Source organism: Paenibacillus lacisediminis (assembly GCF_046567315.2).
This window is the reverse complement of record NZ_JBKIAX020000021.1, coordinates 12,482-37,360: the sequence shown is the minus strand read 5'-3', so window position 1 is coordinate 37,360 and position 24,879 is coordinate 12,482. Positions and strand designations below refer to the sequence as shown.

Sequence of the window (24,879 nt, the reverse complement as noted above, 5' to 3'; positions counted from 1 at the left end):
TTTACCACTCATAGGAGCACCTCCAAATAGAATGTAACATGTGGTAAGCTTGGAAGCGCCGGCCTTGTCGATCGTTGCGTTGGCTAGGACGACTCTGAAACGGAAATGAAGCGATAAAAAGCCCTGGAGAGCGATTAAAACTCCAGGGCTTCTACGGTATGGACTATAAATTCGGTGTGTAGTTTGGGTTAATCAACATTCGATTTACAATATAAACAAGGTCGTCATCATTTACAGTATCGTCGATTACTTGGTCAGCTTGGTGGTTGACCGTATCCGTATCGGCAACAGCATTTCCAAAGTAAAACGCATCGATAGCGAGGTCAACCAATGTATACTCCCCCGACTTATTTACGTCCAAAATAGCCGGTGCAACAACGGTTACTGTATCCTGTAAGCAGTTTTCATCGTCCAAATCATATTCTTGCTCTGTATCCGCGATTCTACCCTTTAAGGCGTCTACGTCCCCTGTTCCGACTGCGATTGCTTTGAATTTAAGTTTAACAATAACCGTATCCTCATTTATACCATAGTCCTTGCCTTGGCTGGCGATAATAAAACGGATGTTTCCATTATTGTCTGTGGGATCGTTACATACCTTGTAACCCGTTACTTCTTCATAGCCCAAGTATTCAAACAAATTAGTATCATAATTAATTGTGAAGTCTTCGGCATAAATGTTGTCTGCATTTCTTAGTGCAATGTTCGAGACAAACTCTTGTCCAACGGTTACAGTTTCTTCATCCACTATAACATCAAGAATCGGGTTAGTCACTGCTGCAAATGGTGTTGCTGTTGCTTCGTTTGAGTAGTCCGATTCAACCCCATCTACTGTTGCAGTCACAGCAAAGTAATACGTTGTTCCATTGGTCAAACCTGGAATAACGTAATTATTATAAACGTCTTTGGTCACTGTCATAGTTTCGGTATATTTCCCAGACTCGGTTCCATACCTAACCGTGTAGTTCTCTGCTTCCTGCACCCAATCCCACTTTAAAGCTACTTGGCTGTCTCCAGCAGAAGCTTTGAGAGTGATCGGATTTGCTATATAAATATCAAAAGCATCTATGTTTAAGTGCCAACCACTCTGCACTCTAATAGTAACTGTATGTTTTTCATCTGTTAATCCAGTTTTTTCATAAACAACACTTTGATGCTGCCCTTTATAAGTGTCTTTAGGATTCGTACCAGTAATATTTTCGCTAAACGTTTCCGCAACGCCGTCAATGGCGATAGGAATTGCTTTACCATCAATATTGGATTTGCTTGCTATGAGTCGTATCTTAGTTCCTTTAAAACTAAAATTCATCGTTGAACCTACAGTTTCACTATACGTTAGGGTAGAGTTATAGAAAGCAGGACTAGAACTTTTAACCCAGGTTCCTGTATAAACGATACTACTGTCCCTGTCATCCAATCTTTCCCATCCATATTCAGGAGATTTTAGCTGCTCACCTATTTTAGCAGCATGGGTATTTGTCACTGTAAACCCGAATAATAAAATAACAGTTGCTACAATTGAAAAACTCATTTTTGCAACGTGCTTCAAGAAATCTTCCCCCTTAATTTTACTTAACATTAACACTTAACAAGGTAAATCATTCCTTGCTTAATGTCTAAACATATACTTGCTGATCTATAAATATATACTATAAATTTGCATATTCTTTTATTGGTTTGGAGTTCCGGCATAGTGGGCATTCGCCGGTGCGTAGAACTGAAATTAAATAAGATGCGTAAGATTTACGCTCAATATCACAAGCATGTCATCGCCCCAAAAAGCGAACGTTTGTTTGTGACATATACTAATACACCCTCTATATTCAATGAGAAAATTTTCCTTCAGGGTTCGATGCAATTATTCATATTTAGTAATTTTTGTTTATATATTACTCTTTTCTTTTGGTAATTTACTTAATACAAAATCTTAATGTAGAAGGAGAATAGCAATGAAAAGAAAATCCACTTGATGGTTTTGTTTTAGCATTCGCTTACAAAGATTTCAAATCAAGTTTTGTATTTGGATAAATACTCGATCTTAATTATTTTTGGAAAAAAGTGCTATAATACTCATGCTGGAACAATTATTCTTGTATGCATGGAGGAATTTATGGATAAAAGATATCAAGTGTTTGTAAGCTCAACTTATCAAGACCTTCAAGAAGAAAGAAAAGAAATAATGCAAGCTTTATTAGAATTAGATTGTATTCCATCGGGAATGGAACTTTTTCCAGCTACAAACGATGACCAATGGACTTTGATAAAATAGATGACAGTGATTATTACATTGTAGTTATAGGGGGGAGATATGGTTCTATTGGCAATGAAGGAATTAGTTATACTGAAATGGAGTACAGATACGCACTCGAAGTAGGGAAGCCAATTATAGCTTTTATCCATAAAAATCCTCAAGAATTACCTGTAAATAGAACAGAGCAAGAAAGAGAAGGCAAAGAAAAGCTGGAAGCTTTCCGAGAGTTGACTCAACAGAAATTAGTCCGATACTGGTCGAATCCTGTAGAACTGGGTTCTATTGTTTCTCGAAGTTTAACCAAACTCATTAAATCAAACCCTTCTATTGGATGGGTTCGAGCCGATAAGATGTCCGACGGTGGTGCTACTAAGGAAATATTAAGACTCAAAAATCTAGTAGACCAATTAAAAGATGAATTAGAACAGATCAAAGTAAAAGCTCCTGAAAAAAGTGAGGAGTTTTCTCAGGGTAAAGATATATATCAAATAAAATACTCTTTTATTGGAAGAAAAAAAGGAGCCCAAACATATTACCGGTACCGAAGAAACCTTGAAATGACTTGGAATGGAATGTTTTATAATGTCGGTAATATTCTGATGAACGAAGCCTCTGAAGAGGAAATTATTCAAATAATGAATAAATTAATACAGGACATAGAGTATTTTGAAATTATGAGTGACAAATCGTCAAATTTCAGTGAAGCGAGTGAGTTCAAGATAGATAGCGACTCATTTCAAACTATTAAAGTGCAGTTTAGAGTACTAGGATTAATAACTCGTATTGTAAAACAAAGAAGTGTGAATGATAACTCCACATACTGGACATTAACGCCATATGGGGATGATGCTTTGCTTACACTCAGAGCAATTAGAAGAAAATAGTCATCTGTAGTAACACCGCAATAATCCAATGTTATATTTTATACAGATAAGAGTGACTAAAAGAATCTGGGAAATATTACTACACCTCTTTTTTGTTTACAGGAGGCGTGTCATGGACTTGGTGCAAAAAATGCTCCCGATAACTGTTATGGTCCCTGGATAGACACCAATAAAGGTGACGTGTCATGTAGATTACTTGCAGACCGGCATATTCTCGCCAAAGCGTTGGCGACAAACAGTTTTGCAGGCCTGGTAAGAATTTGATTCTGAGAACACCAAGCGCAGATGCTGTTTGGGTTACATGGAAAGGGACTCGTGATGATGGGTTGGATGCTTTGGAGTGTACAATTTTCCGAAATGAATCTCAGCACTTTGGTTCTGATATGATCAAGGACGCGGTCGCCGCTACCCATTGAATCAAAGGCCGTCATCACAATACAGGCTCTTGTTTTTTAAAGGCAGGATATAAACGAATCGGTAGGAATAAAAACAGAGGTTTGGTTTTACTTCAATAGCAAATTATAAATGGAGGCACAAGAAATCCGTATTATCCAGCCATATTTAAACCATCCCATCGAAATTACATTCCGAAAACCCCTGCCGGGTAAGAGATTTCTCAATTTAGCACATCCATCCTTATAGGCTGACCCTATCACAATTATAGTTATTATATCTTGGAACAATTAACGGGAACGTGCTATATTGAATTCAACATACAAAGCGCTGGCCAATTGGATGTAAAACCATCGGCATTCCGCTTTGTTCCAGGTTCGATTCCTTGTGTGGGGTGAAAAAAATGAGCAGTAAAAAGACGATGTATGAGAAAATTTGGGATAATCACGTGATTTATCAGGAAGAGGGCAAACCGAGCATTATTTATATCGATTTGCAACTCGTGCATGAGGTTACTTCGCCTCAGGCGTTTGAGGGTTTGCGGCTGAGCGGGCGCAAGGTTCGCCGTCCGGATCTGACCTTCGCGACGATGGATCATAACGTACCGACTAAAGACCGCTACAACATCAGCGATCCGATCTCCAAACAGCAGATCGATACGCTCTCGCAAAACTGCCGTGATTTCGGCGTAACTTTGTACGATTTGGACACGATCGATCAAGGCGTCGTTCACGTTATGGGTCCGGAGCTTGGCCTTACGCATCCGGGTAAAACGATCGTTTGCGGCGACAGCCATACGTCGACGCACGGCGCGTTTGGGGCTTTGGCCTTCGGGATCGGCACCAGCGAGGTGGAGCACGTGCTGGCTACGCAATGCTTGCAGCAAGCCAAAGCCAAAACGCTGGAAGTGCGGTTTGTCGGCAAACGCAAGCCTGGCGTAACGGCCAAGGACATGATTCTTGGCGTGATCGCCAAGTACGGCACCGATTTTGCGACCGGGTATGTCATCGAGTATACGGGCGAAGCGATTCGTGAACTGACGATGGAAGAGCGGATGACCGTCTGCAACATGTCGATCGAAGCCGGCGCCAGAGCGGGGCTGATCGCTCCGGACGAAACGACCTTTGATTATTTGCGCGGGCGTCAGCATGTGCCGCAAGACGCAGCGTTCGAGCAAGCGGTAGCCGAATGGAAGAAGCTGGCGACCGACGAAGGCGCGGAATATGACCGTGTGGTCGATTTTGACGTGGATTCGCTGATCCCGCAGGTGACCTGGGGCACAAGCCCGGGCATGGGCACCAGCATCGACGGACGCGTGCCGAATCCGGCCGATTTTACTACCGACAACGAACGCAAAGCAGCCGAGAAGGCGCTTGAATACATGGACCTGACGCCAGGCACGCCGATGACGGACATCGAGATCGACTACGTGTTTATCGGCTCTTGCACGAACGGACGGATTGAAGACTTGCGCGCCGCGGCGCAAATCGCCAAAGGCTACAAGGTTTCCGGCAAAGTTACGGCGATTGTTGTACCGGGCTCCGGCCGCGTGAAATTGCAGGCGGAAAAAGAAGGCCTGGACAAAATCTTCACGGAAGCCGGATTCGAATGGCGTGATGCTGGCTGCAGCATGTGCCTGGCGATGAACCCGGACGTTCTCCAGCCTGGGCAGCGCTGCGCTTCCACCTCCAACCGGAACTTTGAAGGGCGGCAGGGACGCGGCGGCAGAACGCACCTCGTTTCTCCGGCGATGGCGGCCGCGGCTGCGATCAAGGGACGTTTTGTCGATGTTCGCGAGTGGGAAATCAAAAGCGAAGTCCTGAGCTAATCAAGGTAAAAAGGGGAGAATCGATCGATGGAAGCATTTAAAAAACTGACCGGTACCGTTGGTCCTGTGGACCGCGTCAATGTCGATACCGACGCCATTATTCCTAAGCAATTTCTTAAACGCATCGAACGTACGGGGTTTGGACAATTTCTGTTCTACGAATGGCGTTTTGACACCGAAGGCAACGTCAATCCCGATTTTGCTTTAAACAAATCGCGCTATGAAGGCGCGTCGATCCTTATTTCGCGGGCGAATTTCGGTTGCGGCTCTTCGCGGGAGCACGCGCCGTGGGCGATCCTCGATTACGGATTCCGCTGCGTCATCGCGCCGTCTTTTGCCGATATTTTTTACAATAACTGCTTTAAGAACGGCATTTTGCCGATCAAGCTGTCGGAGGAGCAGGTTGAAGAGCTGTTCCAACGTACGGCGGCCCATGAAGGCTACAAGCTGACGGTGGATCTGGAAGAAAAGACGATTAAGGACGAATATGGCCTGAATATCGCGTTTGATCTCGACGAGCACCGCCGCCAATTCCTGCTGCAAGGCCTGGACGATATCGGCCTGACCCTGCAGCACGAGGATTTGATCGCAGCTTACGAGCAAAGAAAATTCGGTTAAACTTTAGCCGTCAAAGTATAGGAGCTCCCGGTTTATGGACCGGGAGTTTTTGCGTTCATAAGGCGGCGGTGATCACGTTTGCGGGATGCCCTTATATTTTTCGTTGGACAGCTCGCGCGGAATCGAATGTCCATTTTTGTCTCTCTATGAAAATATAAGTCTATCAGGTGACGCTATTTTCTGATATTATGGAAGTAATTAGCAGCCTTTTGCGGATAAGGGTTCTTTTTGTCGGTAAATTTTATTAGGGTGAGGTAGGGATGAGGTTCATGAAGAAAATCGGCTTTTTCTTGTTTGCATGGCTTTTTTTGCTTGGGTTACCGGGTTTAAGCCATGCGGCTTCGTCCGGCACGCACATTTATTTGGACGGCCAAGAGCTGGTGCAGCCGGAAAACGCGCAGGCCGGGATTGTCCGAGGAAGCGTGATGGTGCCGATCCGCGTGATCGTCGAAGGGCTTGGCTACGACGTCAATTGGGACAAAGCAAACAGTACGTTGACGATCAAGCAGGGAGAGACCAACCTGAAGCTGAAGATCGGCGAGGAAACGGCCGTTGTGGACGAACGAAAGGTGAAGCTGAACGGCGCTCCTTTTCTGCAGGGCGACACGACTTTGGTGCCGCTGCGGTTCGTCGGTGAACAAATGGGGTTAAATGTAAGTTGGAACAACGAATCCAAATCCGCGTATTTATATAGCCCGGTCGGCGGTTCGGCCGATGGCGTTCTGCCCGGGCATGTCAGCGGAGCCACAGCGTCGGACGATGAAATCAAGGTGCCGGCGGATGAGCTGGAGCAAGACAGTACATACGCGCCTTCCACCGATGATGGAGGCGTGACCGCGGTTTCGCCGGGAGAAGAGGCGTATGGGGAAACGGCAAGCGAGAAGACCGATCCGGCGCTCATTACAGGGATCAGCTTTGGCGAAAACCGTTTGATGTTTGCGGTATCCGGCAGCGTTGAACCAAACGTGTTTACGATGACCGGTCCCGACCGGATCGTCGTAGACGTTCCGAATGCCGGTTTTGACGAGTCTTTTCTGGAGCAATTCCCATTGGACGAGAGCAACAAAGGAGAACTCGCGGTCACCGGATATCCAGACGTGTCGAAAATCCGTTATTCGTTATACAGCGCAGAACCGGGGACGGTCCGCTTCGTGATCGATTTGAACCGCAGCAGCCAGTTTAATGTGACGAATAACGGCGACGGCCTCGTTACCGTTGACTTGACAGCGGACGCCTCATATGGAGGCTGGGATGTTGGGGCGGACGGTAAGCCGATCGTCGTCATCGATGCGGGGCACGGCGGCACTCAGCCGGGAGCGACCAGCATAACGAAGCGGCCGGAGAAGGATTTCACGCTGGCGGTGGCGTTAAAGGTCCAGGCTTTGCTGGAGCAGGAACCGGATCTCGATTTTGTGATGACCCGGGATTCGGATGTGACGTTGTCGCTGCAGGATAGGGTAAAAATAGCCAATGATATCGGCGCCGATGTGTTTGTTTCCATTCACGGCAACAGCATTGATCCGCCGGCGAATCCGAGCGGCTCGGAAACGTATTATACCCGGGAGGAAAGCATTCCCCTCGCCAACGTGATGCACAGTCATCTCGTTCAGGCAACGGGGCTGGCGGATCGCAAGGTGCGTTACAGCAGCCTGCATGTCACCCGCGAGACGACGATGCCCGCCGTTCTTCTTGAAGTGGGATATCTCAGCAACAAGAACGACGAGTCTCTCATGTATACCGAGGAATTGCAACAACGCGTTGCCGAAGGTATCGTGGCGGGGATTAAGGAATATTTGGGTCTGTGATTTTGTCGGAAACACGCAATAAATAAGGGGGTAACGGCATGAGAAAAATGGGATATCTTTTGCTGATCATCGCTTTGCTGGCGCTGGCGGGCTGCGGACAAAAGCCCGCAGCTATGCCGGCGGATACCGGGAATCCTTCGAACGCCGCGGAAGGCGGCGCGGTCGATCCCAGCCAGGGTTCCGGCGGCGAGGGAGCGGGTCAGAGCGATGCAAACGGCCCGCAGCAAACAGCGGAGCAAGTTAAGCTGAAAGTTGAGGTTTATTTCACAGACGATGATCTCATGGAATTGCAGCCGGTTCAAAGGGAGATTGAGGTGCCTGAAGGGCATACCAAATATGAGGAAGCGTTTAAGGCTCTGCAGTCGGCTGATCAAGGGTTGATTTCCTTATGGGAGAAAGTGAAGCTCGACAGCGTCGCTTTTTCCGAGGCGAACGGTGAGCTGGCGCTCGATATTGAGCTGCCGGACGAAGCCCGGCTCGGCGCAGGCGGCGAGGCGTTGGCCATCGAAGCGCTGAAAAAGACGATGTTTCAGTTCGACGAGGTGAAACAAATCGAGGTCACGGTAGGCGGGGAGAAGGTCGAATCGCTTATGGGCCATGCGGACCTCGAGCACCCTATCACGAGAGAATAGAGGAAGTACTTAAAAGCAGAAACGAGGCTGTCTCAAAAGGTCATAAATTTGACTTTAGGGACAGTCTTATTTTTTTGTAGAAAAAGAATAATCAGCCAACTCAGTAGTTTGATAGGAAGCAGTAGTAAATTATGCGCAGAAAAATGCCATAATTTCGCAACTTTTCAGGGCTCAAAGCGTCTAATATGTCGTCTGGTGATGTCGAAGATTCAGGTGAAGTTTTATCGGTCGTCATGAGGCAAAAATACTAGGATGGTAGGGGTGACGGATGAGGAAAAAAAATTTGGCGGCAATGTTGTTCACTTTGATTTTTTTGTTTGCGTTTTCGCAAACGGGACATGCTGCCGCGGGAAGCACCAGTGTTTATCTGGATGGCAGGGCGCTAACCTTGCCCGAAAATGGACAAGTTCAAAATGTAAATGGAAATGTGATGATTCCAATTCGTGTCGTCGCGGAGGAGCTAGGTTTTGACGTCAACTGGGAAAAAAAGACGGGCACGGTAACCATACAGCAACCCGGAACAATTCTCACTTTGGCCGTCAACAAGACGACCGCAACGGTAAACGGCAGTGATGTCAAGCTGGCGGCTGCCCCCATGTTGGCCAAAGATACCACGCTTGTCCCTTTACGATTCGTCGGCGAGCAGATGGGGCTAACGGTATCTTGGGACAATTCCAAGAAAGCGGCTTATTTAACGAGTCCGAGCTCTGGCAGCGGAAGCGGCAGTATCGATAACCCTGAGTCGGGTAACGAATCGGAGCAGCCGGGAACGCCGATCGAGCCGGAAAATGGCGGCGAATTGGCTTCCGTCACCGGCATCAGCTTCGTTGACAATCGTTTGATGATCGCCGTGGACAAAAACGTGGCGCCGAACATTTTTACGATGACTGGCCCCGACCGGTTGGTGGTAGATCTGCCGCAAACCGTTTTTGCCGAGTCGCTCGCGACCGGCCAAACGCTCGACAGCAATCAGAGCGGCGTGATGGAAGTGACCGATTACCCGGATGTATCGGGCGTTAGATACGCTTTGTTCAGCAGTGATCCTTGGACCGTACGCGTCGTGCTGGACCTGAATCGACAGGTGAATTACTCACTGGTAAACGAAAATGACGGACTTATTATCGTTGATTTGAATGCCGAAGCAACGGCTCCATGGGAAGGAACGGACGCAGATGACGGCTTGACTACGGTCGTGATCGATGCCGGGCACGGGGGAAAAGATCCGGGAGCGAGCAGCATAACGAAGAAAAAGGAAAAGGACTTCAACCTTGCCGTTGCTTTAAAAGTACAGCAACTGCTTTTGGAACAAGGGCCGAGCATTAACGTCGTGATGACGCGCGAGAGCGATACATATCCGACGCTGCAGGATCGGGTGAAGATTGCGGAAAATGCCGATGCGGACATTTTTATTTCCATCCATGCGAATTCCGGCTCGGCAACGGCAACCGGGGTTGAGACGTATTACACCCGTTCCGCAAGTGCGGGTTTGGCGAAGGTTATGCACAAGCATCTCGTGGAATCGTCGGGTCTTCCGGACCGTAAGGTACGCACGCAAAGCTTGCATGTCACGCGCGAAACGACCATGCCGGCCGTACTGCTGGAATGCGGATATTTAAGCAACAAAAACGATGAGGCGCTGCTGTACACCGAAGAATTCCAGAACAATGTGGCGCAGGGAATCGTTGACGGAATTAAAGAATATCTCGGCGTAAACTAAACGCGGCGAAGGAGGAACAACCGTGAACAGAAAAGGATGGATCATGGGGATGCTGGTTGTTTTGCTCTTGCTGAGCAGCGGCTGCGGCCAAAAACCGCAGACCGCTCCGACTACCGGAACGGGAAACGCTGATTCGAACGGAGCTGTCGGGGAGCCTGTGGCGGCGGCTCCGCAAAACGCAGGGGAAACGCAGGGCTCGCAAGGCGCGGATAACGGAAAGGAGCCGGAACAACCGCCGCAGCAAACGGCATCGATCGAGGCTTATTACACGGACGATAACATGCTGGAGTTAACGAAGGAAACCCGGCAAATTTCGTTCGTATCCGATAAGGACAAATATTTGGCGGCGTTAAAAACGCTGCAGTCCAGCGAAAAATCCTTGTTTGCCCTCTGGGAGAATGCTGTTTTTCATTCGGCTACGCTTGCGGATGGGGTAGTGACGGTCGATATGTCGCTGCCGGATGAGGCGCACCTCGGCGCCGGCGGTGAGGCGCTGGCGATCGAAGCGCTGACCAAAACGCTGTTTCAATTCCCGGAAGTTAATGCCATCGAGCTGCTCGTTGACGGGGAAAAGGTGGACACCTTGATGGGGCATGTCGAATTAGATCATCCTCTGTCAAGAAATTAAGGAAAATTGAAGGAACTTGTTTGCCTTTCGTCGAACACGATAAAAAGAACTTTTTTAAAGGGGAGAATTGGATGGCATCATTTAAACGCAGTTCTCGAAGAAATGCCCATAGAGCGGTTTCCGCCATGCTCGTGACGGCGATGTGCTTCAGCGGAGGCGCGGCGGTGTTTGCCAATGAGACGTCTTCCACGTCCACGGGGGCTTCGCAAACGATTTCCTCAACTACGGTGTTCAGTGACGTGTCGAACGGTTTTTGGGCGGAAAAACATATATACAAGCTTGCAGCTGAAGGGATCATTCTCGGCGATGCCGGAAAATTCCGGCCGGGGGACGTCGTAACGCAGCAGGAAGCGATCACGATGGCGATTCGGCTGATGAACCTGGAATCCCAATTGGGCGATGGCTCGGGAGTCCCGGCGGACTTGAAAGTCGGCAACTATTTCAAGCCTTATCTGGGGCTGGCGTTGTCCAAAAATCTGCTGGATAAGAACGAAGAAATCGCCGCAACGGCGGACAAAGAATCCTGGGGCGAGAAAAAGGCGACGCGCGAGTGGGTCGCCAAAATTCTTGTTCGGGCCTTGGGCAAAGACGCGGAAGCGAAAGCTTCAGCGACCTTGTCCACGGGTTTTGCCGACCAATCGAGCATTTCCGCGAATGCTCGCGGATACGTGAATGTGGCGGTTCAATTGAAACTTACGACCGGGGTTGAAGGCAAAAAGTTCGACCCGCAAGGGAAAGTGACGCGTGCGCAAATGGCTGCGTTTTTAAGCCGTGGCAGCGAATATGTCAGCGCCAGCTATGAGAACGCATATGAAGGCATTGTTACCAATTTGACGGACAATAGGCTTACTTTATACGCGAATGGACAAACGAAAAGCTTTGCTTTGGACAGCCGTACCGTCTATTTCACGAAAGACTCCGAATCCAGAGTCGGTAAAAGCCAATTGAAGCTGTATACGAAAGTTTTGGCGGTTGATAAAGCGGGTTCGGCCGCTTACGTTGAGATCATCGATCCGGCGGAGCAGTTGGACAGCGCGGAAGGAACGATGCTGCGGATACTCGACGACAATAGGCTGCTGCTGCTCATCGGTAACGAGCCCGAGACGATTACTTATGACGAGAGCACGATTTTCCTGGATCAAAGCGGCAAAGCGATCAAACCGGCCGCGCTCCCGCCGGACACCAAAGTGGTCGTTAAACGGGAAACTTACTCCGGCCAGCACAAACCTATCATCATTCAATCGTCCGTGTTAAGCAAGAATGGAACCGGTGTGATCGAAGCGGTTTATGCGGACGGCAACACCGTTACCATTAAAGATCAAGACGGCACGACAGGGAAGTTTGAAGTCGATAAAAATGCGCTGCTCCAGTATCAAAATCAACTGATGAGCTTAAACGAATTGCAAAAAGGCGCTGCTGTTGAATACACGGTAAAAAACAGTGTTCTCGTCTCCCTCAAAGTGACCGGAAGCACGGAGCGGGCGCTCGAAGGGACGTTGCTGGAAATCGGCTCCGACGCCAACATGCTGACGATCAAAAGAAGCAGCGGTGCGCTGGAAACGAAGCTGCTTGACGATAAGCCTGTGATTAAGATCGCCGGGATTGCCAATCCCGGCATCGGCGATCTGATCGCCGATCTGAACAATGGGGACCAAGTCAAGCTGACGCTGAACAGCACCGATGTTGTAACCGGAATCGAGGTCCTCGGACGCAATGTAAAGCAGCTTAAACAAGCGGCCGTCGTTTCCTATGATACTAAACTGCAGGCCCTGATGGTTATGGACTCGGAAGGAAAACCGCATGCGTTTACGTTGGATGATAAGACGGAAGCGTATTATGATTCCGATTACGATGACCTAGGTTTGGATGGGCTTGAGGAACTTCTGACTAAAAACCGAATTGTTAATATTGCTTATTTGGGTGACCGGGTGGTTTCCGTTATGGTCATTCACAAATACGCCGGCAAGTTTGTGGAGGCGGACACTTCCAACAAAGAGATCGTAATTGAAGTGGAGGGGGAGTTGCTGAGGTTGCCTTACAATTCGAGTTTGGATATGGAGATTTCAGGAAAATCAAAACCTGCCTTTAACGACTTCTCTAAAGGGGATCCGGTTGTAGCTGTTCTGGATTCCAGACAAGACAAGGTTGAATTGCTTGGTCTCAGAATCTCCAAACAATTTGAAGTAGCGTATGTAAATGCTTCGAGTGACCGCATCGGTATAAGCAAAGACAACTTCAGCAACTATATTTATGTGAAGGACGCCCAATTTTTGGATAATAACGGAAATGTCATCAAATTGTCCGATTTGCATGAAGGGGATACGATCAGCATTGATTTTGAAGGCCTGACGGCGGTCAAAGTGAAGAGAGTAAATTCACCAAGGTGACACAACGATTTCCGTGCAATCGCTCCAGGAAAATGATAAAATTGTTTTGTATTTCAACGGAGACAAGCTGGTTGAAATCAAAAAAGCAATAATTGATCATTTTTCGTGAGATTAACCGTCTTGATGCGGGATGTTTCCCGGATTCAAGACGGTTTTTTCTCGGATGAAGGGGTGGAGACATGAATGCTGCAGATGTCCGTCATATTTTGGACACCATCGGTGCCATGTTTCCGGATGCGCGCTGTGAGCTGAACCATAGCAACGCTTTTGAGTTGACGATTGCCGTGCTCCTGTCCGCGCAATGCACCGATGCGACCGTGAACAAAGTCACGGTGGATTTGTTCCGGAAGTATAGAACGCCTGAGGATTACGTTTCGGTTCCGTTGGAAGAGCTGGAGCAGGACATTCGCAAAATCGGTTTGTTCCGCAACAAAGCGAAGCATATTCAAAACCTGTGCCGGATTTTGCTGGAACGATACGGGGGAGAAGTGCCGCACGAACATGAGGAACTGGTGCAGTTGCCCGGTGTCGGAAGGAAAACGGCCAATGTGGTCGTTTCCAATGCGTTTGGCGTCCCGGCGATTGCGGTTGACACTCATGTGGAGCGTGTCAGCAAGCGGCTTGGGCTTGCAGGGTGGGACGACTCCGTCCTGGAAGTCGAAAAAAAGCTAATGAAGCGGGTGCCGCGGGACGAGTGGACATTAACGCATCATCGGCTCATTTTTTTCGGGAGATACCACTGCAAGGCGCAAAACCCGAAATGCGAAGTTTGCCCGCTCCTGGACGTATGCCGGGAAGGCAAGAAACGTATGAAAAAGCCAAGAACCAGGAAAAATAAAGAAGAAGTATGACCCAGCAGACAAAGATAAATAGTAGAGGATGAGAGACCCCATGAAATGCATTTCGGTGTATACCGACAGCTTTGAACAGTTTTCGGATGTGTTTGAGCAAGTGATTGACCTGCAATTAGGCGAAAATGACGAACGTGAAGTGGAAGGTTTAGTCGTCAGCAACTCCGGCGAAGTGCCTGAGCACTATTTGGAACGGATGTCCGCTAAACCGGAAGTCGTCGTGATGAAAGACAAAACCAGAGGCATCACCATTTTGCAGCACGGAAAAGTGTTTGAAATTCTGCTTCCTTCCGATGAAGCTGCGGAGATCGTAAGCTAGACCTGCGACAAATCAACAGAATCCCCTTTGCTTAAGCCGATGAGCGTTCCTCCGGTTTAAGCGGAGGGGATTTTTTTGGCTAGAGGCCGAAGACACAGGTAGAGAGGGAAAGTGAAGAGTCTCTTGAGGCTAAGGGACACCAGAGCCGTTATTTGATGACTCTATTTACCTCGAATCGGCCTTGTTTGGCTCATTCAGAGCGAAATAACGTCATTTGTGTCCGTTAGGTTGGGAAATAGCCGGGAAATGGGCGGCTAACGTCGCTGGAGTCCGTTAGAGCAGCATCCCCAGATCAGAAAGAGCCGAAGTGCTCGGTTCTGCTGATCATGAAAGAAGGAGAAGGGTTCCCGCAGTAGAACCAAAGAGGGAATTCAACGTATGGGTTTGCTAGGGCAAAGGACCTCGCCAGCGGCGAGGTTTTTTTATACCTGCGGGAATTAACGTTTTCTCGGCAATTGAGAATATGAAATGTAACCGGATCCATGTGACTCGTATGTCAACTAATATGACGCGATTTTTGACCGATTTGTTAACTCGACGCAAAATCGGCAGAATTTGGTGATACGTTAATTGACGCAGTTTTGACGTGAAATTATGATATAGATAAATTTTTACAGTTTATTCAAATTATTCGGGCCCGTTGATTTGGAAAGCTGACAATGCAAGAAAAGAAAGGAGAGGAGCGCATGGATTCCATAAGTGAAGCCGCCAGTCCATCCGTAAGTGGGGATGTCGCCAGGCACCCTTGCTACAGCGAAGCGGCGCACCGTTATTTCGCGCGGATGCACGTACCGGTGGCCCCGGCTTGCAATATCGGGTGCCATTATTGCAACCGAAAGTTTGACTGCGTTAACGAGAGCAGGCCCGGCGTCGTCAGCGAGCTGCTGACTCCGGAGGAAGCGGCCCGCAAAGCGGCGGGCGTTGCCGCCCAGCTTCTGCAATTGTCCGTCGTCGGCATTGCCGGTCCGGGCGATCCTCTGGCTAATCCGGATAAGACGTTCGATACGTTCCGCCGGATCCGCAGCGCCATTCCGGATGTCACGCTTTGCCTTAGCACCAACGGCCTGAACTTGATGAAATACCTTGATCAAATCGTTGAACTTGGCATTGCCCATGTCACGATCACGATCAATGCGGTCGATCCGGATATCGGCAGCCAAATTTACGGCTGGGTATATGACGAAGAATCGGGCCGCAAATATGAAGGCCGGGAAGCGGCAAGCTTGCTTATTACCCGGCAACTGCTCGGGCTGAAAGCCTTAAGCGACAAGGGGGTGCTGGTCAAAGTCAACTCCGTGCTGATCCCGGGCGTCAATGATGAGCATATGCCGGTTCTGGCCGGCATGGTGAAGCGCCTGGGGGCTTTTATGCACAACATTATGCCTCTTATCATTGCCCCAGGCAGCCGTTATGAACAAGAAGGCCGCGAGGCGCCGTCGCCGAAGCTGCTGCACGCCGTCCAAGCGGCTTGCGGCGGAGCGGGGGCGCAGATCATGAGGCATTGCCGGCAGTGCCGCGCCGATGCCATCGGCCTGCTTGGCGAGGATCGCAGCGCCGACTTTACGTGGGAAAAGCTCGCGTCGGCGCCGCCGATTGATCCGGCAGCACGGGAACGGCTGCAAGCTGATCTGGAGGAGAAGGTGAAGCGTCTGGAGGAACGTCAAGCGGCGAAAGCAGCTGCCGGACGAAAACCCGTGAGCAGGTGTGCTTGCCCGGCCGCCTCCGCTTCGGGAGCGCCCTCGGAAACTGCCGGCTACAGGCTGCGCGCAGCGGTTGCCTCCCGGGGCGAAGGCCGGGTCAACCTGCATTTCGGCCATGCCAAGGAATTTATGGTGTATGAGACCGATGGACAGAACGTCACCTTTCTCGGGATTCGCAAAGTGCAGGCCTATTGTCACGGCAAAGCGAGCTGCAACGGGGACAAGGCGGCGACGCTGCGGGAAATTATCGCCAGCTTAAGCGATTGTTCAGTGCTTTTTTCGGCGGGCATCGGCAAAGTACCTGAAGCTAAACTAAAGGCGGCCGGCATCATCCCGGTAGTCAAACCCGGCCATATCGAAGAGCTGATTTTGCAGCATGCCAAATATGAAAACAAATTACCTAAATGGAGGTCATTCCTATGAGACAAATCGCATTTTACGGAAAAGGCGGAATCGGTAAATCGACGACTTCGCAAAACACGCTGGCCCAACTGGCCAAAAAATTCAATCAACAAATTATGATTGTCGGCTGTGACCCGAAAGCGGACTCCACCCGGCTGATCCTGAACACGAAAGCGCAGCAAACCGTTTTGCATTTGGCGGCGGAGCGGGGTTCGGTCGAGGATTTGGAGCTGGCGGACGTCATCCAGGAAGGGTTCGCCGGCATTCAGTGCGTGGAATGCGGCGGTCCGGAGCCGGGCGTTGGCTGCGCGGGGCGCGGCATTATAACGGCGATCAATTTCCTCGAAGAGGAAGGCGCCTACGAAGGGCTGGATTTCGTCTCGTACGATGTGCTCGGCGACGTCGTTTGCGGCGGTTTCGCCATGCCGATCCGGGAGAAGAAAGCGGAGGAAATTTACATCGTCTGCTCCGGCGAAATGATGGCCATGTACGCCGCCAACAACATAGCGCGCGGCATTTTGAAATACGCCAACAGCGGCGGCGTCCGTCTCGGGGGCTTAATCTGCAACAGCCGGAACACGGACCGCGAGGATGAGCTGATCACCGAGCTTGCCCGCCGCCTGAACACACAGATGATCCATTTCGTGCCGCGGGATAACGTGGTGCAGCATGCCGAGCTGCGGAGAATGACCGTCACCCAGTATAACGAAAACCATTCCCAAGCCGCCGAATACGAGCAACTGGCCGACAAAATTCTGCACAACGACATGCTGACGATTCCGACACCAATCAGCATGGAGGAGCTGGAAGACCTGCTGATGGAGTTCGGGGTCATCGAAAACGAGGAAGAGGCCATGAAGCGGATGAAAACCGCGCTTTAAGCGCGGCCGCGCGGCTGACTCCAGATTAAGAGATAAATAAAGGAGCGGGAGGTTGGAGAATGGGAACGACGGACGTGATCCAAAAGAAACAACTCGTCGAGGAGATCCTGGAGATTTTCCCGGAAAAGGCGAAAAAAGAGCGCAAACGCCACTACGAAGTCATGGAGGAGGACAACAAGCAGGATTGCAGTAAATGCGCCATTAAATCCAACGTCAAATCGCGTCCGGGCGTGATGACGATCCGCGGCTGCGCCTACGCCGGCTCCAAAGGCGTGGTATGGGGGCCGATCAAGGATATGGTCCACATCAGCCACGGGCCGATCGGCTGCGGCCAATACAGCTGGGGCACGCGGCGGAATTATGCCAGCGGCATGCTGGGCATCAACAATTTTACGGCCATGCAGGTGACTAGCGATTTTCAGGAAACGGATATCGTGTTTGGCGGGGACAAAAAGCTGGAGCTCATTTGCCGGGAAATCAAGGAGATGTTTCCGCTGGCCAAAGGAATTACCATCCAGTCGGAATGCCCGGTCGGCCTGATCGGCGACGATATCGAAGCTGTGGCCAAAAAAATGAGCAAGGAACTGGGCATCCCGATCGTGCCGGTCCGCTGTGAAGGCTTCCGCGGCGTCAGTCAGTCGCTCGGGCATCATATCGCCAATGACGCCATCCGCGACTTTCTGATGGGCCGGGCGGAGCTGAAGGAGTGCGGCCCTTACGATGTCAACGTTATCGGCGATTACAATATCGGCGGGGACGCCTGGGCGTCGCGGATTTTGCTGGAGGAGATGGGTCTGCGCGTTATCGGGCAATGGTCCGGCGACGGCACGCTCCAGGAGATCATGACCGCGCATAAAGCGAAGCTGAACCTCATCCATTGCTTCCGCTCGATGAACTATATGTGCGAAGTGATGGAGAATCAGTACGGAATCCCGTCCTTGGAGTACAACTTCTTCGGTCCGACCAAAACGATCGAAAGCTTGCGCAAGATCGCGGCCTTTTTCGATGAGACGATCCAGGAGAATTGCGAAAAAGTAATCGCCCGCTATAAGGACGAAATGGATGCGGTAATCGCCAAATACCGTCCGCGCCTCGACGGCAAGAAGGTCATGCTCTTGATCGGCGGCTTGCGAGCCCGGCATACAATCGGCGCCTACGAGGACCTGGGTATGGAAATCGTGGCGACCGGTTATGAATTCGCCCACAAGGACGATTATTTAAAAACGATTCCCGAGCTGAAACAAGCGACGATCCTGATGGACGATCCGGGCTCATACGAACTGGAGGAGATCGCCCAGCGGCTTGATATCGATCTGATGGGCGCGGGCGTGAAGGAAAAATACGTTTACCACAAAATGGGTATCCCGTTCCGGCAAATGCATTCCTGGGATTACAGCGGCCCTTATCATGGATTTGACGGGTTTAAGGTGTTTGCCCGGGACATGGATATGGCCATCAACAGCCCGGTATGGAATTTGGTGAAGACCCGGCAAAAAAGGGAGGTGACTGCATGAGCGAACCTAGGACGATTTTGGACCATAACAAGCTGTTCGACAGCGAAAAATACGTCCGGCAGCGGGAAGGGAAACGCGAGTTCGAAAACGCCTGCCCGGAGGAAGAGGTGCTGCAGACCGCGGTATTTACCAGGTCGCAGGAGTATATGGACAAAAACTTTGCCCGCCAGGCGGTGGTTGTGAACCCGGCGAAAGCTTGCCAGCCGCTCGGCGCGGTGATGGCCGCTTTGGGCTTTGAAAAAACGCTGCCGTTCATCCATGGCTCGCAGGGCTGCACCGCTTATTTTCGCAGCCATTTTGCCCGCCACTTCAAAGAGCCGGTTCCCGCAGTGTCCTCGTCGATGACGGAGGACGGCGCCGTGTTCGGCGGGATGCGCAATTTGATCGACGGGCTGGAGACAAGCGTCGCGCTCTACAAACCCGAAATGATCGCAATGAGCACGACCTGCATGGCCGAGGTGATTGGGGACGATTTGTCGGCCTTTATCGGCAACGCCCGGAAGGAAGGCGTGCTGCCGGAGGGGATGCCGATTCCTTTTGCCAATACGCCCAGCTTTTCCGGCTCCCATATTACCGGCTACGACAACATGCTGAAGGCGATTCTTAGTTATCTGTACGAACGTTCCTCAGGGCAAGCCGTCGATCCGGCCAGCAGCGGGAAGCTGAACGTTCTGCTTGGATTCGAGCCGTATACCGGCAACTTCTCCGAACTTAGGCGCATTCTGGAGCTGTTTGGGGCGGACTACACCGTGCTGGGCGATCACAGCGGCAATTTCGATTCCGGAGCGGACGGAACTTATGCGTATTATTACGGCGGAACCCGGCTGGCCGATGTGCCGGACGCGGCGAATGCGCAGGGAACGCTGGCGCTGCAAAAATACAGCCTGCGCAAAACGGCGGAATATATCGGGGAGGCTTGGGGGCAGCCGGTCCAGTCGCTGCACACGCCGCTAGGGGTCGCGGCCACCGACCGTCTGCTCGAAACGATCGGCGAATTGAGCGGCAGACCGGTCCCGGAAGCGCTGCTGCAGGAACGGGCCCGGGTCGTCGACGCGATAACCGATTCCCACAATTATCTGCACGGCAAACGGGTGGCGATGGCCGGAGACCCTGACCTGCTTTTGGGCTTGATCGGCTTTTGTCTGGAGCTGGGGATGGAGCCAGTTCATATCGTTTGCTCCAACGGTGACGCCGAATTCGCACAGGAGGCAAGCTTGGCTTTGTCGTCCAGCCCTTACGGCGCGGAGGGTAAGGTGCATATCGGCCGCGATCTTTGGCATCTGCGCTCCCTATTGTTTAATGAACCGATCGATCTGGCCATCGGCAGCAGCCATCTGAAATACGCGGCCAAAGAGGCCGGGGTGCCGCTGCTCCGGGTGGGCTTTCCGATATTCGACAGGCATCATCTGCAGCGCTATCCGATCATCGGATATCAAGGTACCTTAAATTTGCTGACCTTATTCGTAAATACGGTGCTAGAGCGGTTGGATGAAGACGCTCCGGCCCACAGCTTTGACCTTGTGCGTTAACGCACAGGGTCAAACGGTTATCCGCCGGGATGCCGGGACAGGAACATTTCGGATAGCAGGAGGGATCAGAACGGATGGAAGCGATGAGTATCACAGGTTATGCCGGAATGGGCGATTCCTGCGGCAAAGAGGAACCGCAAACCAAGCCGTGTCCGAGGCCGAAACCCGGTGAAGCGGCGGGCGGTTGTTCGTTTGACGGAGCGCAAATTACGCTTGTCCCGATCGCGGACGCGGCACATCTGGTTCACGGTCCCAGCGCATGCGCCGGGAACAGCTGGGGGACAAGGGGCAGCTTGTCGAGCGGCCCCCGGCTGTCGGCGTACGGCTTTACGACCGATTTGGGCGAACATGACATTATTTTCGGCGGAGAGAAAAAATTGCGCGCGGCGATCGAATACATCGCGAAGCGTTTTTCGCCACCGGCAGTTTTTGTATATTCAACCTGCGTCTCGGCGCTTACGGGGGAAGACATCGATGCGGTATGCAAGCGGGCGGCCGCCGAGCTGGGAATCGCCTGCATTCCCGTCAACAGCCCCGGATTTGTCGGCAGTAAAAACTTAGGCACCCGCCTGGCCGGGGAGGCGCTCCTTCAATATGTGATCGGCACCGCAGAACCTGCCGCAGTCCTAGACACAGCCGTGAATCTGATCGGCGAATACAACATCGCCGGCGAAATCTGGGATATTGAAAAGCTGCTGAATCAGGCCGGCATTCGCATTCATGCCAAAATAACGGGGGACGGAAGATTTAAGGAAATTGCCGGAGCGCACCGGGCCAAAGTCAATATGATCGTGTGCAGCCGGGCGCTGCTGGGCCTCGGGGTCAAAATGGAGCGGAAATACGGGATTCCGTATTTCGAGGGCTCGTTTTACGGAGCCAAGGAAACAAGCTATTCCCTGCGGCAGCTGGCCTATTTGCTGGGCAGCCGCGAGGTGGAGCGGCGCGTCGACCGCCTGGTCGAGCATGAGGAAGCCCGCGTGATGCGCGAACTGGCGCCGCTGCGCAAACAGCTCAAAGGCAAACGGGCAGTGCTGTATACCGGCGGCGTCAAAAGCTGGTCGGTGATCTCCGCGCTGCAGGAGCTCGGGATCAAGGTGGTTGGCGTCGGCACGAATAAAAGCACCGACGGAGAGATCGCCCGGATCGCCGAACGGGTCGGAGACGACGCGGTATACATTTCCGAAGGGGGAGCCGGGCGCATCCTCAAAACGGTGCGCGAACGCAAGGCCGACCTGGTCATCGCCGGCGGACGCAACATGTACATGGCCTTAAAGGAGCAAATTCCATTCGTGGACATTAACCAGGAACGGCATACCGCGTTTGCGGGTTATGACGGGTTAATCCGCCTTGCGAAGCAGGTGGCGTTTGCTCTTGAGCATCCGGTGTGGAACCTGGTGCGGACGCCGGCTCCTTGGGAAAGGGAGGGACATGATGACGATTAACCAAACGAACAAGCCGTTAAGCTGCAATCCCTTGAAAATCGGCCAGCCTCTCGGCGGAGTGCTGGCGCTGCAGGGTATCTACCGTTCGCTGCCGATCATCCACGGGGCATTAGGGTGCACCGCGTTTGCGAAAACGCTGCTGACGCGGCATTACCGGGAGCCGATTGCGGTGCAGACGACCGCGCTGCAGGAGATGGACGTGATTTTCGATGCCGACCGGAATTTGGAGGAGGCGCTGGAGACAGTGCTGGCGAAGCATCATCCGGACTGCGTAGGTGTCATAAGCACCGCGCTCACGGAGGCGTCGGGCGCGGATTACGCCGGAAGAATCAAAACCTTCAAGCGCAAGCGCAATCTCCGCGACACGCTGCTGGTCACCTGTTCGCTGCCCGATTACCGCGGCTCCCTGGAGTCGGGGTATGGTGCGATGGTCGAGTCGATCATCGACGGGCTGCTGGAGCAGACAGGGCGCAAACCGCAGCGTCCGGTAAAACGCCAGGTGACCCTGCTGCCCGGTTCTTTTCTGACAGCGGCGGACGTGATGGAGCTCAAAGAAACGATCGCTTCGTTCGGGCTGGAGGTCATCGCTTTGCCTGATGTGTCCACCTCGTTATCGGGGCATCTGCTGACCGGTTTTTCGCCGCTCACCCGCGGCGGGGTGCCGCTGGATTCCGCCCGGCAAATGCTCCGCTCGGAGCTGACGATCGCCATCGGCTCCAGCATGGAGCGTCCCGCCCGGAGACTGCAAAATGCGGCAGGCGTTCCTTACCGGGTGTTTGACGGCGTATCGGGCCTTGCGGCCAGCGACGAATTTTTTTATTTTCTGCAGGAATTCAGCGGGGAACCCGTCCCTTGGCGTTATCGCTGGCAGCGGGAAAATCTGCTCGATGGCATGTTGGACGCCCATTTCAATTATGCCGGGGTGACGGCGGTTGTTGCTCTGGAGCCGGATCACCTCGGTTCGGCGGTCTCCTGGCTGAAGGAGATGGGCGTCGTCTTTCAAGGTCTGGTCGCCTCCTGTGAGACGCCATTTTTGCAGCAGCGGGACGAGGAAATCTGGATCGGCGATTTGGAGGATGCCGAGCGGCTGGCGGCCGGGGCGGACCTCTGGATTAGCAATTCACACGGAAAGAGCGGGGCCGAACGTTGCGGCGCGGCGTTTATGGCGATGGGGTTTCCGGTCCTCGACGAGCTTGGAGCCTACATGTCCCTGACGGTGGGGTATCGCGGGACGATGGAACTGATCAACAAAGCGGGCAACCGGCTCATCCGAAGGGAGGAGAACCAACATGCGCGTAGCGTTTGCCACGGATGACGGCGTTCATGTGAACGCCCATTTCGGACACAGCCCGATGTTTGCCGTCTATGAAGTCCGCCCCGGCGACGCCAGCTTTATAGAAAACCGGGTCGTTCCCACGCAAATATCCCCGGATGAAACGGGCAAAATCGATGTGCGGATTTCACTGATCGGCGATTGCACGCTGGTGTTCCTGATGCAAATCGGAGCATCGGCCGCGGCGCGCGTGACCCGGCGGAAAATGATGCCGGTAAAGGTGCCGCCCGGCGTTCCGATCAAGGAACAAATCGGCAGGCTCCTGGAAATGCTGCGCGGCAAGCCGCCGATGTGGCTGAGCAAAGTGCTGCTCGCCGAGGAGGAGGCCGCTTCGGAGCAAGAAGAGGAGGGCCGTAACGAGGGATAACAAGGAGGGGGAGGCATGGAAGGAGCCAAACGATGGGAAGGGCGAAATACTGAATTTGCGGGTGAACGGGACCGGCGATTGTTATCGGCTTTTAACCGGTCTCTTTGTCAAATGATCGATGCTTACGATTACTTCGGCAAGGGCAGCGGCCTAAGCGAGGAAGACAAGATCGCCCGGCTGCTGTTATTTACTCCGGAGGAGAAGCAGGCGCTAAGTCAGGATTGCACGCCCAACTCCAAGCTGCGGTTACAGGTCGAGCATGTGTTTCAAGCCATGGCGGTGACGCTCGAGGTGGAGACGGAGCAGCTCATGCAAAGCATGGTTGAAATGAATGGGGAGGGCTTTGGAAGAGCCATCGTGTCCAGCGGCCGGTTGATCCTCTCCTCGGTCACGCTGCGGGCCGGGCTGCGGTTTCCCTTTACATCAGCGGCGAAGCTGGAGAAATTTGCGTTAAACCAGATGCGGGAGGCGCTGGACTGGCTGGACCGGCATGGGGAAGTCGCGGCTGCGCGCTGACGTGGACATCTTTTAATTTTTAAAAAGGGAGGGGGGACGGCATGCCGGAAACTACGGAGCAAAACGCGGTGGAGAAGATGGAAATCCAGCAAAACATGGAGGAGAACCAGCAGCTTGTGAAGGAGCTTCTCCGCTATGACCGCCAGCTCAAATTGCTGGGGCGTGAGGGTCAGCGCAAACTGAAGGAAGCGGTGGTGATGGTTGCCGGCATCGGCGGGTTGGGCGGAACGGCGGCGCTTTACTTGGCGGCCGCAGGGGTCGGCAAGCTGATCCTGGCGCATGAAGGAATAATCCGGCTGCCGGATTTGAACCGGCAAATCCTAATGGATTCCGCTCGCTTAGGGGAGGAGCGGATGGCTGCGGCAGTGGATAGTCTGAAGCGAGTCAATCCCGAGGTGATCGTTGAAGGGTATAATGCCCGGATCACGCTTGCGGAAAGCGGGCCTTGGGTAAGAGCGGCCGATATCGTGATCGACGCGAGGTACGATTTTCCCGAACGGTACGCATTAAACCGCCTGTGCATCGCCGCCGGCAAGCCGCTGGTCGAGGCGGCCATGTACGGGTTTGAGGTTTCCTTGACGACGATCGTCCCGGGAGCGACGCCATGCCTTGCGTGTTTGTACCCGGAGCGCCCGCAGGAATGGGAACCCCTTGGATTCCCCGTTTTGGGCGCCACCGCCGGTCTGGCCGGCTGCTTGGCCGCTTTGGAGGCGGTCAAGTGGATTACCGGGGTTGGCCGTCCATTCATCAATGTCATGCACCGGATCAATACGCTGAATATGAGCAATTACGTAGTTTCGCTCCGCTGCAATCCTGACTGCGAGTGCTGCAAAAACGTTTGAGGGTTTCGGGCACGGGCACATTTCAGATTAGAATATTTCC

General features: G+C 52.1%; 19 protein-coding genes and 1 pseudogene. 19 read left to right on the top strand and 1 reads right to left on the bottom strand.

What is annotated here, in order from left to right; translation table 11 throughout:
• Window positions 1-163 precede the first annotated feature (163 nt).
• Complete coding sequence (locus tag ACLD72_RS27905; protein WP_411002309.1) at window positions 164-1,549, bottom strand: cohesin domain-containing protein; 1,386 nt, start codon at window positions 1,547-1,549, stop codon at window positions 164-166.
• 549 nt (window positions 1,550-2,098) lie between these two features.
• Here ACLD72_RS27905 and ACLD72_RS27900 point away from each other — a divergent pair.
• The 19 genes and pseudogenes from ACLD72_RS27900 (at window position 2,099) to ACLD72_RS27810 (ending at window position 24,839) form a co-directional block, all read left to right on the top strand.
• Window positions 2,099-3,135 (top strand): annotated as a pseudogene (locus ACLD72_RS27900) (DUF4062 domain-containing protein).
• Between the two features lie 796 nt (window positions 3,136-3,931).
• The gene (gene leuC, locus ACLD72_RS27895; RefSeq protein ID WP_411002310.1) at window positions 3,932-5,356 is read left to right on the top strand and encodes a 3-isopropylmalate dehydratase large subunit; all 1,425 of its coding nucleotides are present in this window, start codon (window positions 3,932-3,934) and stop codon (window positions 5,354-5,356) included.
• 27 nt (window positions 5,357-5,383) lie between these two features.
• Window positions 5,384-5,974, top strand: a complete 591-nt coding sequence (gene leuD, locus ACLD72_RS27890) for a 3-isopropylmalate dehydratase small subunit (protein ID WP_251586228.1) — start codon at window positions 5,384-5,386, stop codon at window positions 5,972-5,974.
• 269 nt (window positions 5,975-6,243) lie between these two features.
• Window positions 6,244-7,779: an N-acetylmuramoyl-L-alanine amidase gene (locus tag ACLD72_RS27885; RefSeq protein ID WP_411002311.1), complete on the top strand. Its 1,536-nt coding sequence runs from the start codon at window positions 6,244-6,246 to the stop codon at window positions 7,777-7,779.
• A gap of 38 nt (window positions 7,780-7,817) precedes the next feature.
• Window positions 7,818-8,411 carry a GerMN domain-containing protein gene (locus tag ACLD72_RS27880; RefSeq protein ID WP_411002312.1) on the top strand — a complete coding sequence of 198 codons (594 nt, stop codon included), beginning with the start codon at window positions 7,818-7,820 and terminating at the stop codon, window positions 8,409-8,411.
• Between the two features lie 268 nt (window positions 8,412-8,679).
• Entirely contained in the window at window positions 8,680-10,128 is a 1,449-nt protein-coding gene (locus ACLD72_RS27875) for an N-acetylmuramoyl-L-alanine amidase (protein ID WP_411002313.1), read from the top strand.
• Between the two features lie 22 nt (window positions 10,129-10,150).
• Complete coding sequence (locus ACLD72_RS27870; protein ID WP_411002314.1) at window positions 10,151-10,756, top strand: GerMN domain-containing protein; 606 nt, start codon at window positions 10,151-10,153, stop codon at window positions 10,754-10,756.
• A gap of 71 nt (window positions 10,757-10,827) precedes the next feature.
• Window positions 10,828-13,143: an S-layer homology domain-containing protein gene (locus ACLD72_RS27865; protein WP_411002315.1), complete on the top strand. Its 2,316-nt coding sequence runs from the start codon at window positions 10,828-10,830 to the stop codon at window positions 13,141-13,143.
• Window positions 13,144-13,322: 179 nt separating this feature from the next.
• Entirely contained in the window at window positions 13,323-13,994 is a 672-nt protein-coding gene (gene nth / locus ACLD72_RS27860) for an endonuclease III (protein WP_411002316.1), read from the top strand.
• A 40-nt stretch (window positions 13,995-14,034) separates the two neighbouring features.
• Window positions 14,035-14,313, top strand: coding sequence for an NAD/NADP transhydrogenase alpha subunit (locus ACLD72_RS27855; protein ID WP_251586214.1), 279 nt, complete (start codon window positions 14,035-14,037; stop codon window positions 14,311-14,313).
• A gap of 686 nt (window positions 14,314-14,999) precedes the next feature.
• The gene (gene nifB, locus ACLD72_RS27850) at window positions 15,000-16,436 is read left to right on the top strand and encodes a nitrogenase cofactor biosynthesis protein NifB (protein ID WP_411002317.1); all 1,437 of its coding nucleotides are present in this window, start codon (window positions 15,000-15,002) and stop codon (window positions 16,434-16,436) included.
• Window positions 16,433-17,296: a nitrogenase iron protein gene (gene nifH / locus ACLD72_RS27845; RefSeq protein WP_458476295.1), complete on the top strand. Its 864-nt coding sequence runs from the start codon at window positions 16,433-16,435 to the stop codon at window positions 17,294-17,296. Before nifB ends, nifH begins: the two co-directional genes overlap by 4 nt.
• 59 nt (window positions 17,297-17,355) lie before the next feature.
• Window positions 17,356-18,810 (top strand): nitrogenase molybdenum-iron protein alpha chain, encoded by a 1,455-nt coding sequence (nifD, locus tag ACLD72_RS27840; RefSeq protein WP_411002318.1) that lies wholly within the window; start codon window positions 17,356-17,358, stop codon window positions 18,808-18,810.
• Entirely contained in the window at window positions 18,807-20,339 is a 1,533-nt protein-coding gene (nifK, locus tag ACLD72_RS27835) for a nitrogenase molybdenum-iron protein subunit beta (RefSeq protein ID WP_411002319.1), read from the top strand. The genes nifD and nifK overlap by 4 nt, the downstream gene beginning before the upstream one ends.
• A 74-nt stretch (window positions 20,340-20,413) precedes the next feature.
• Window positions 20,414-21,781, top strand: coding sequence for a nitrogenase iron-molybdenum cofactor biosynthesis protein NifE (nifE, locus tag ACLD72_RS27830; protein WP_411002320.1), 1,368 nt, complete (start codon window positions 20,414-20,416; stop codon window positions 21,779-21,781).
• Entirely contained in the window at window positions 21,771-23,096 is a 1,326-nt protein-coding gene (nifN, locus tag ACLD72_RS27825; RefSeq protein WP_458476292.1) for a nitrogenase iron-molybdenum cofactor biosynthesis protein NifN, read from the top strand. The genes nifE and nifN overlap by 11 nt, the downstream gene beginning before the upstream one ends.
• A complete protein-coding gene (locus tag ACLD72_RS27820) occupies window positions 23,071-23,481 on the top strand; it encodes a NifB/NifX family molybdenum-iron cluster-binding protein (RefSeq protein WP_411002322.1) in 411 nt (136 codons plus the stop codon). Before nifN ends, ACLD72_RS27820 begins: the two co-directional genes overlap by 26 nt.
• A 15-nt stretch (window positions 23,482-23,496) precedes the next feature.
• Complete coding sequence (locus tag ACLD72_RS27815; protein WP_411002323.1) at window positions 23,497-23,997, top strand: DUF269 domain-containing protein; 501 nt, start codon at window positions 23,497-23,499, stop codon at window positions 23,995-23,997.
• Window positions 23,998-24,038: 41 nt separating this feature from the next.
• Window positions 24,039-24,839, top strand: coding sequence for a HesA/MoeB/ThiF family protein (locus ACLD72_RS27810; RefSeq protein ID WP_411002324.1), 801 nt, complete (start codon window positions 24,039-24,041; stop codon window positions 24,837-24,839).
• The last annotated feature ends 40 nt before the right edge of the window (window positions 24,840-24,879 follow it).

Coding starts and splice junctions, on each gene's coding strand:
- leuC (WP_411002310.1), top strand. CDS start 3,932: ATGAGCAGTAAAAAGACGATGTATGAGAAAATTTGGGATAATCACGTG.
- leuD (WP_251586228.1), top strand. CDS start 5,384: ATGGAAGCATTTAAAAAACTGACCGGTACCGTTGGTCCTGTGGACCGC.
- ACLD72_RS27885 (WP_411002311.1), top strand. CDS start 6,244: ATGAAGAAAATCGGCTTTTTCTTGTTTGCATGGCTTTTTTTGCTTGGG.
- ACLD72_RS27880 (WP_411002312.1), top strand. CDS start 7,818: ATGAGAAAAATGGGATATCTTTTGCTGATCATCGCTTTGCTGGCGCTG.
- ACLD72_RS27875 (WP_411002313.1), top strand. CDS start 8,680: ATGAGGAAAAAAAATTTGGCGGCAATGTTGTTCACTTTGATTTTTTTG.
- ACLD72_RS27865 (WP_411002315.1), top strand. CDS start 10,828: ATGGCATCATTTAAACGCAGTTCTCGAAGAAATGCCCATAGAGCGGTT.
- nth (WP_411002316.1), top strand. CDS start 13,323: ATGAATGCTGCAGATGTCCGTCATATTTTGGACACCATCGGTGCCATG.
- ACLD72_RS27855 (WP_251586214.1), top strand. CDS start 14,035: ATGAAATGCATTTCGGTGTATACCGACAGCTTTGAACAGTTTTCGGAT.
- nifB (WP_411002317.1), top strand. CDS start 15,000: ATGGATTCCATAAGTGAAGCCGCCAGTCCATCCGTAAGTGGGGATGTC.
- nifH (WP_458476295.1), top strand. CDS start 16,433: ATGAGACAAATCGCATTTTACGGAAAAGGCGGAATCGGTAAATCGACG.
- nifD (WP_411002318.1), top strand. CDS start 17,356: ATGGGAACGACGGACGTGATCCAAAAGAAACAACTCGTCGAGGAGATC.
- nifK (WP_411002319.1), top strand. CDS start 18,807: ATGAGCGAACCTAGGACGATTTTGGACCATAACAAGCTGTTCGACAGC.
- nifE (WP_411002320.1), top strand. CDS start 20,414: ATGGAAGCGATGAGTATCACAGGTTATGCCGGAATGGGCGATTCCTGC.
- nifN (WP_458476292.1), top strand. CDS start 21,771: ATGACGATTAACCAAACGAACAAGCCGTTAAGCTGCAATCCCTTGAAA.
- ACLD72_RS27820 (WP_411002322.1), top strand. CDS start 23,071: ATGCGCGTAGCGTTTGCCACGGATGACGGCGTTCATGTGAACGCCCAT.
- ACLD72_RS27815 (WP_411002323.1), top strand. CDS start 23,497: ATGGAAGGAGCCAAACGATGGGAAGGGCGAAATACTGAATTTGCGGGT.
- ACLD72_RS27810 (WP_411002324.1), top strand. CDS start 24,039: ATGCCGGAAACTACGGAGCAAAACGCGGTGGAGAAGATGGAAATCCAG.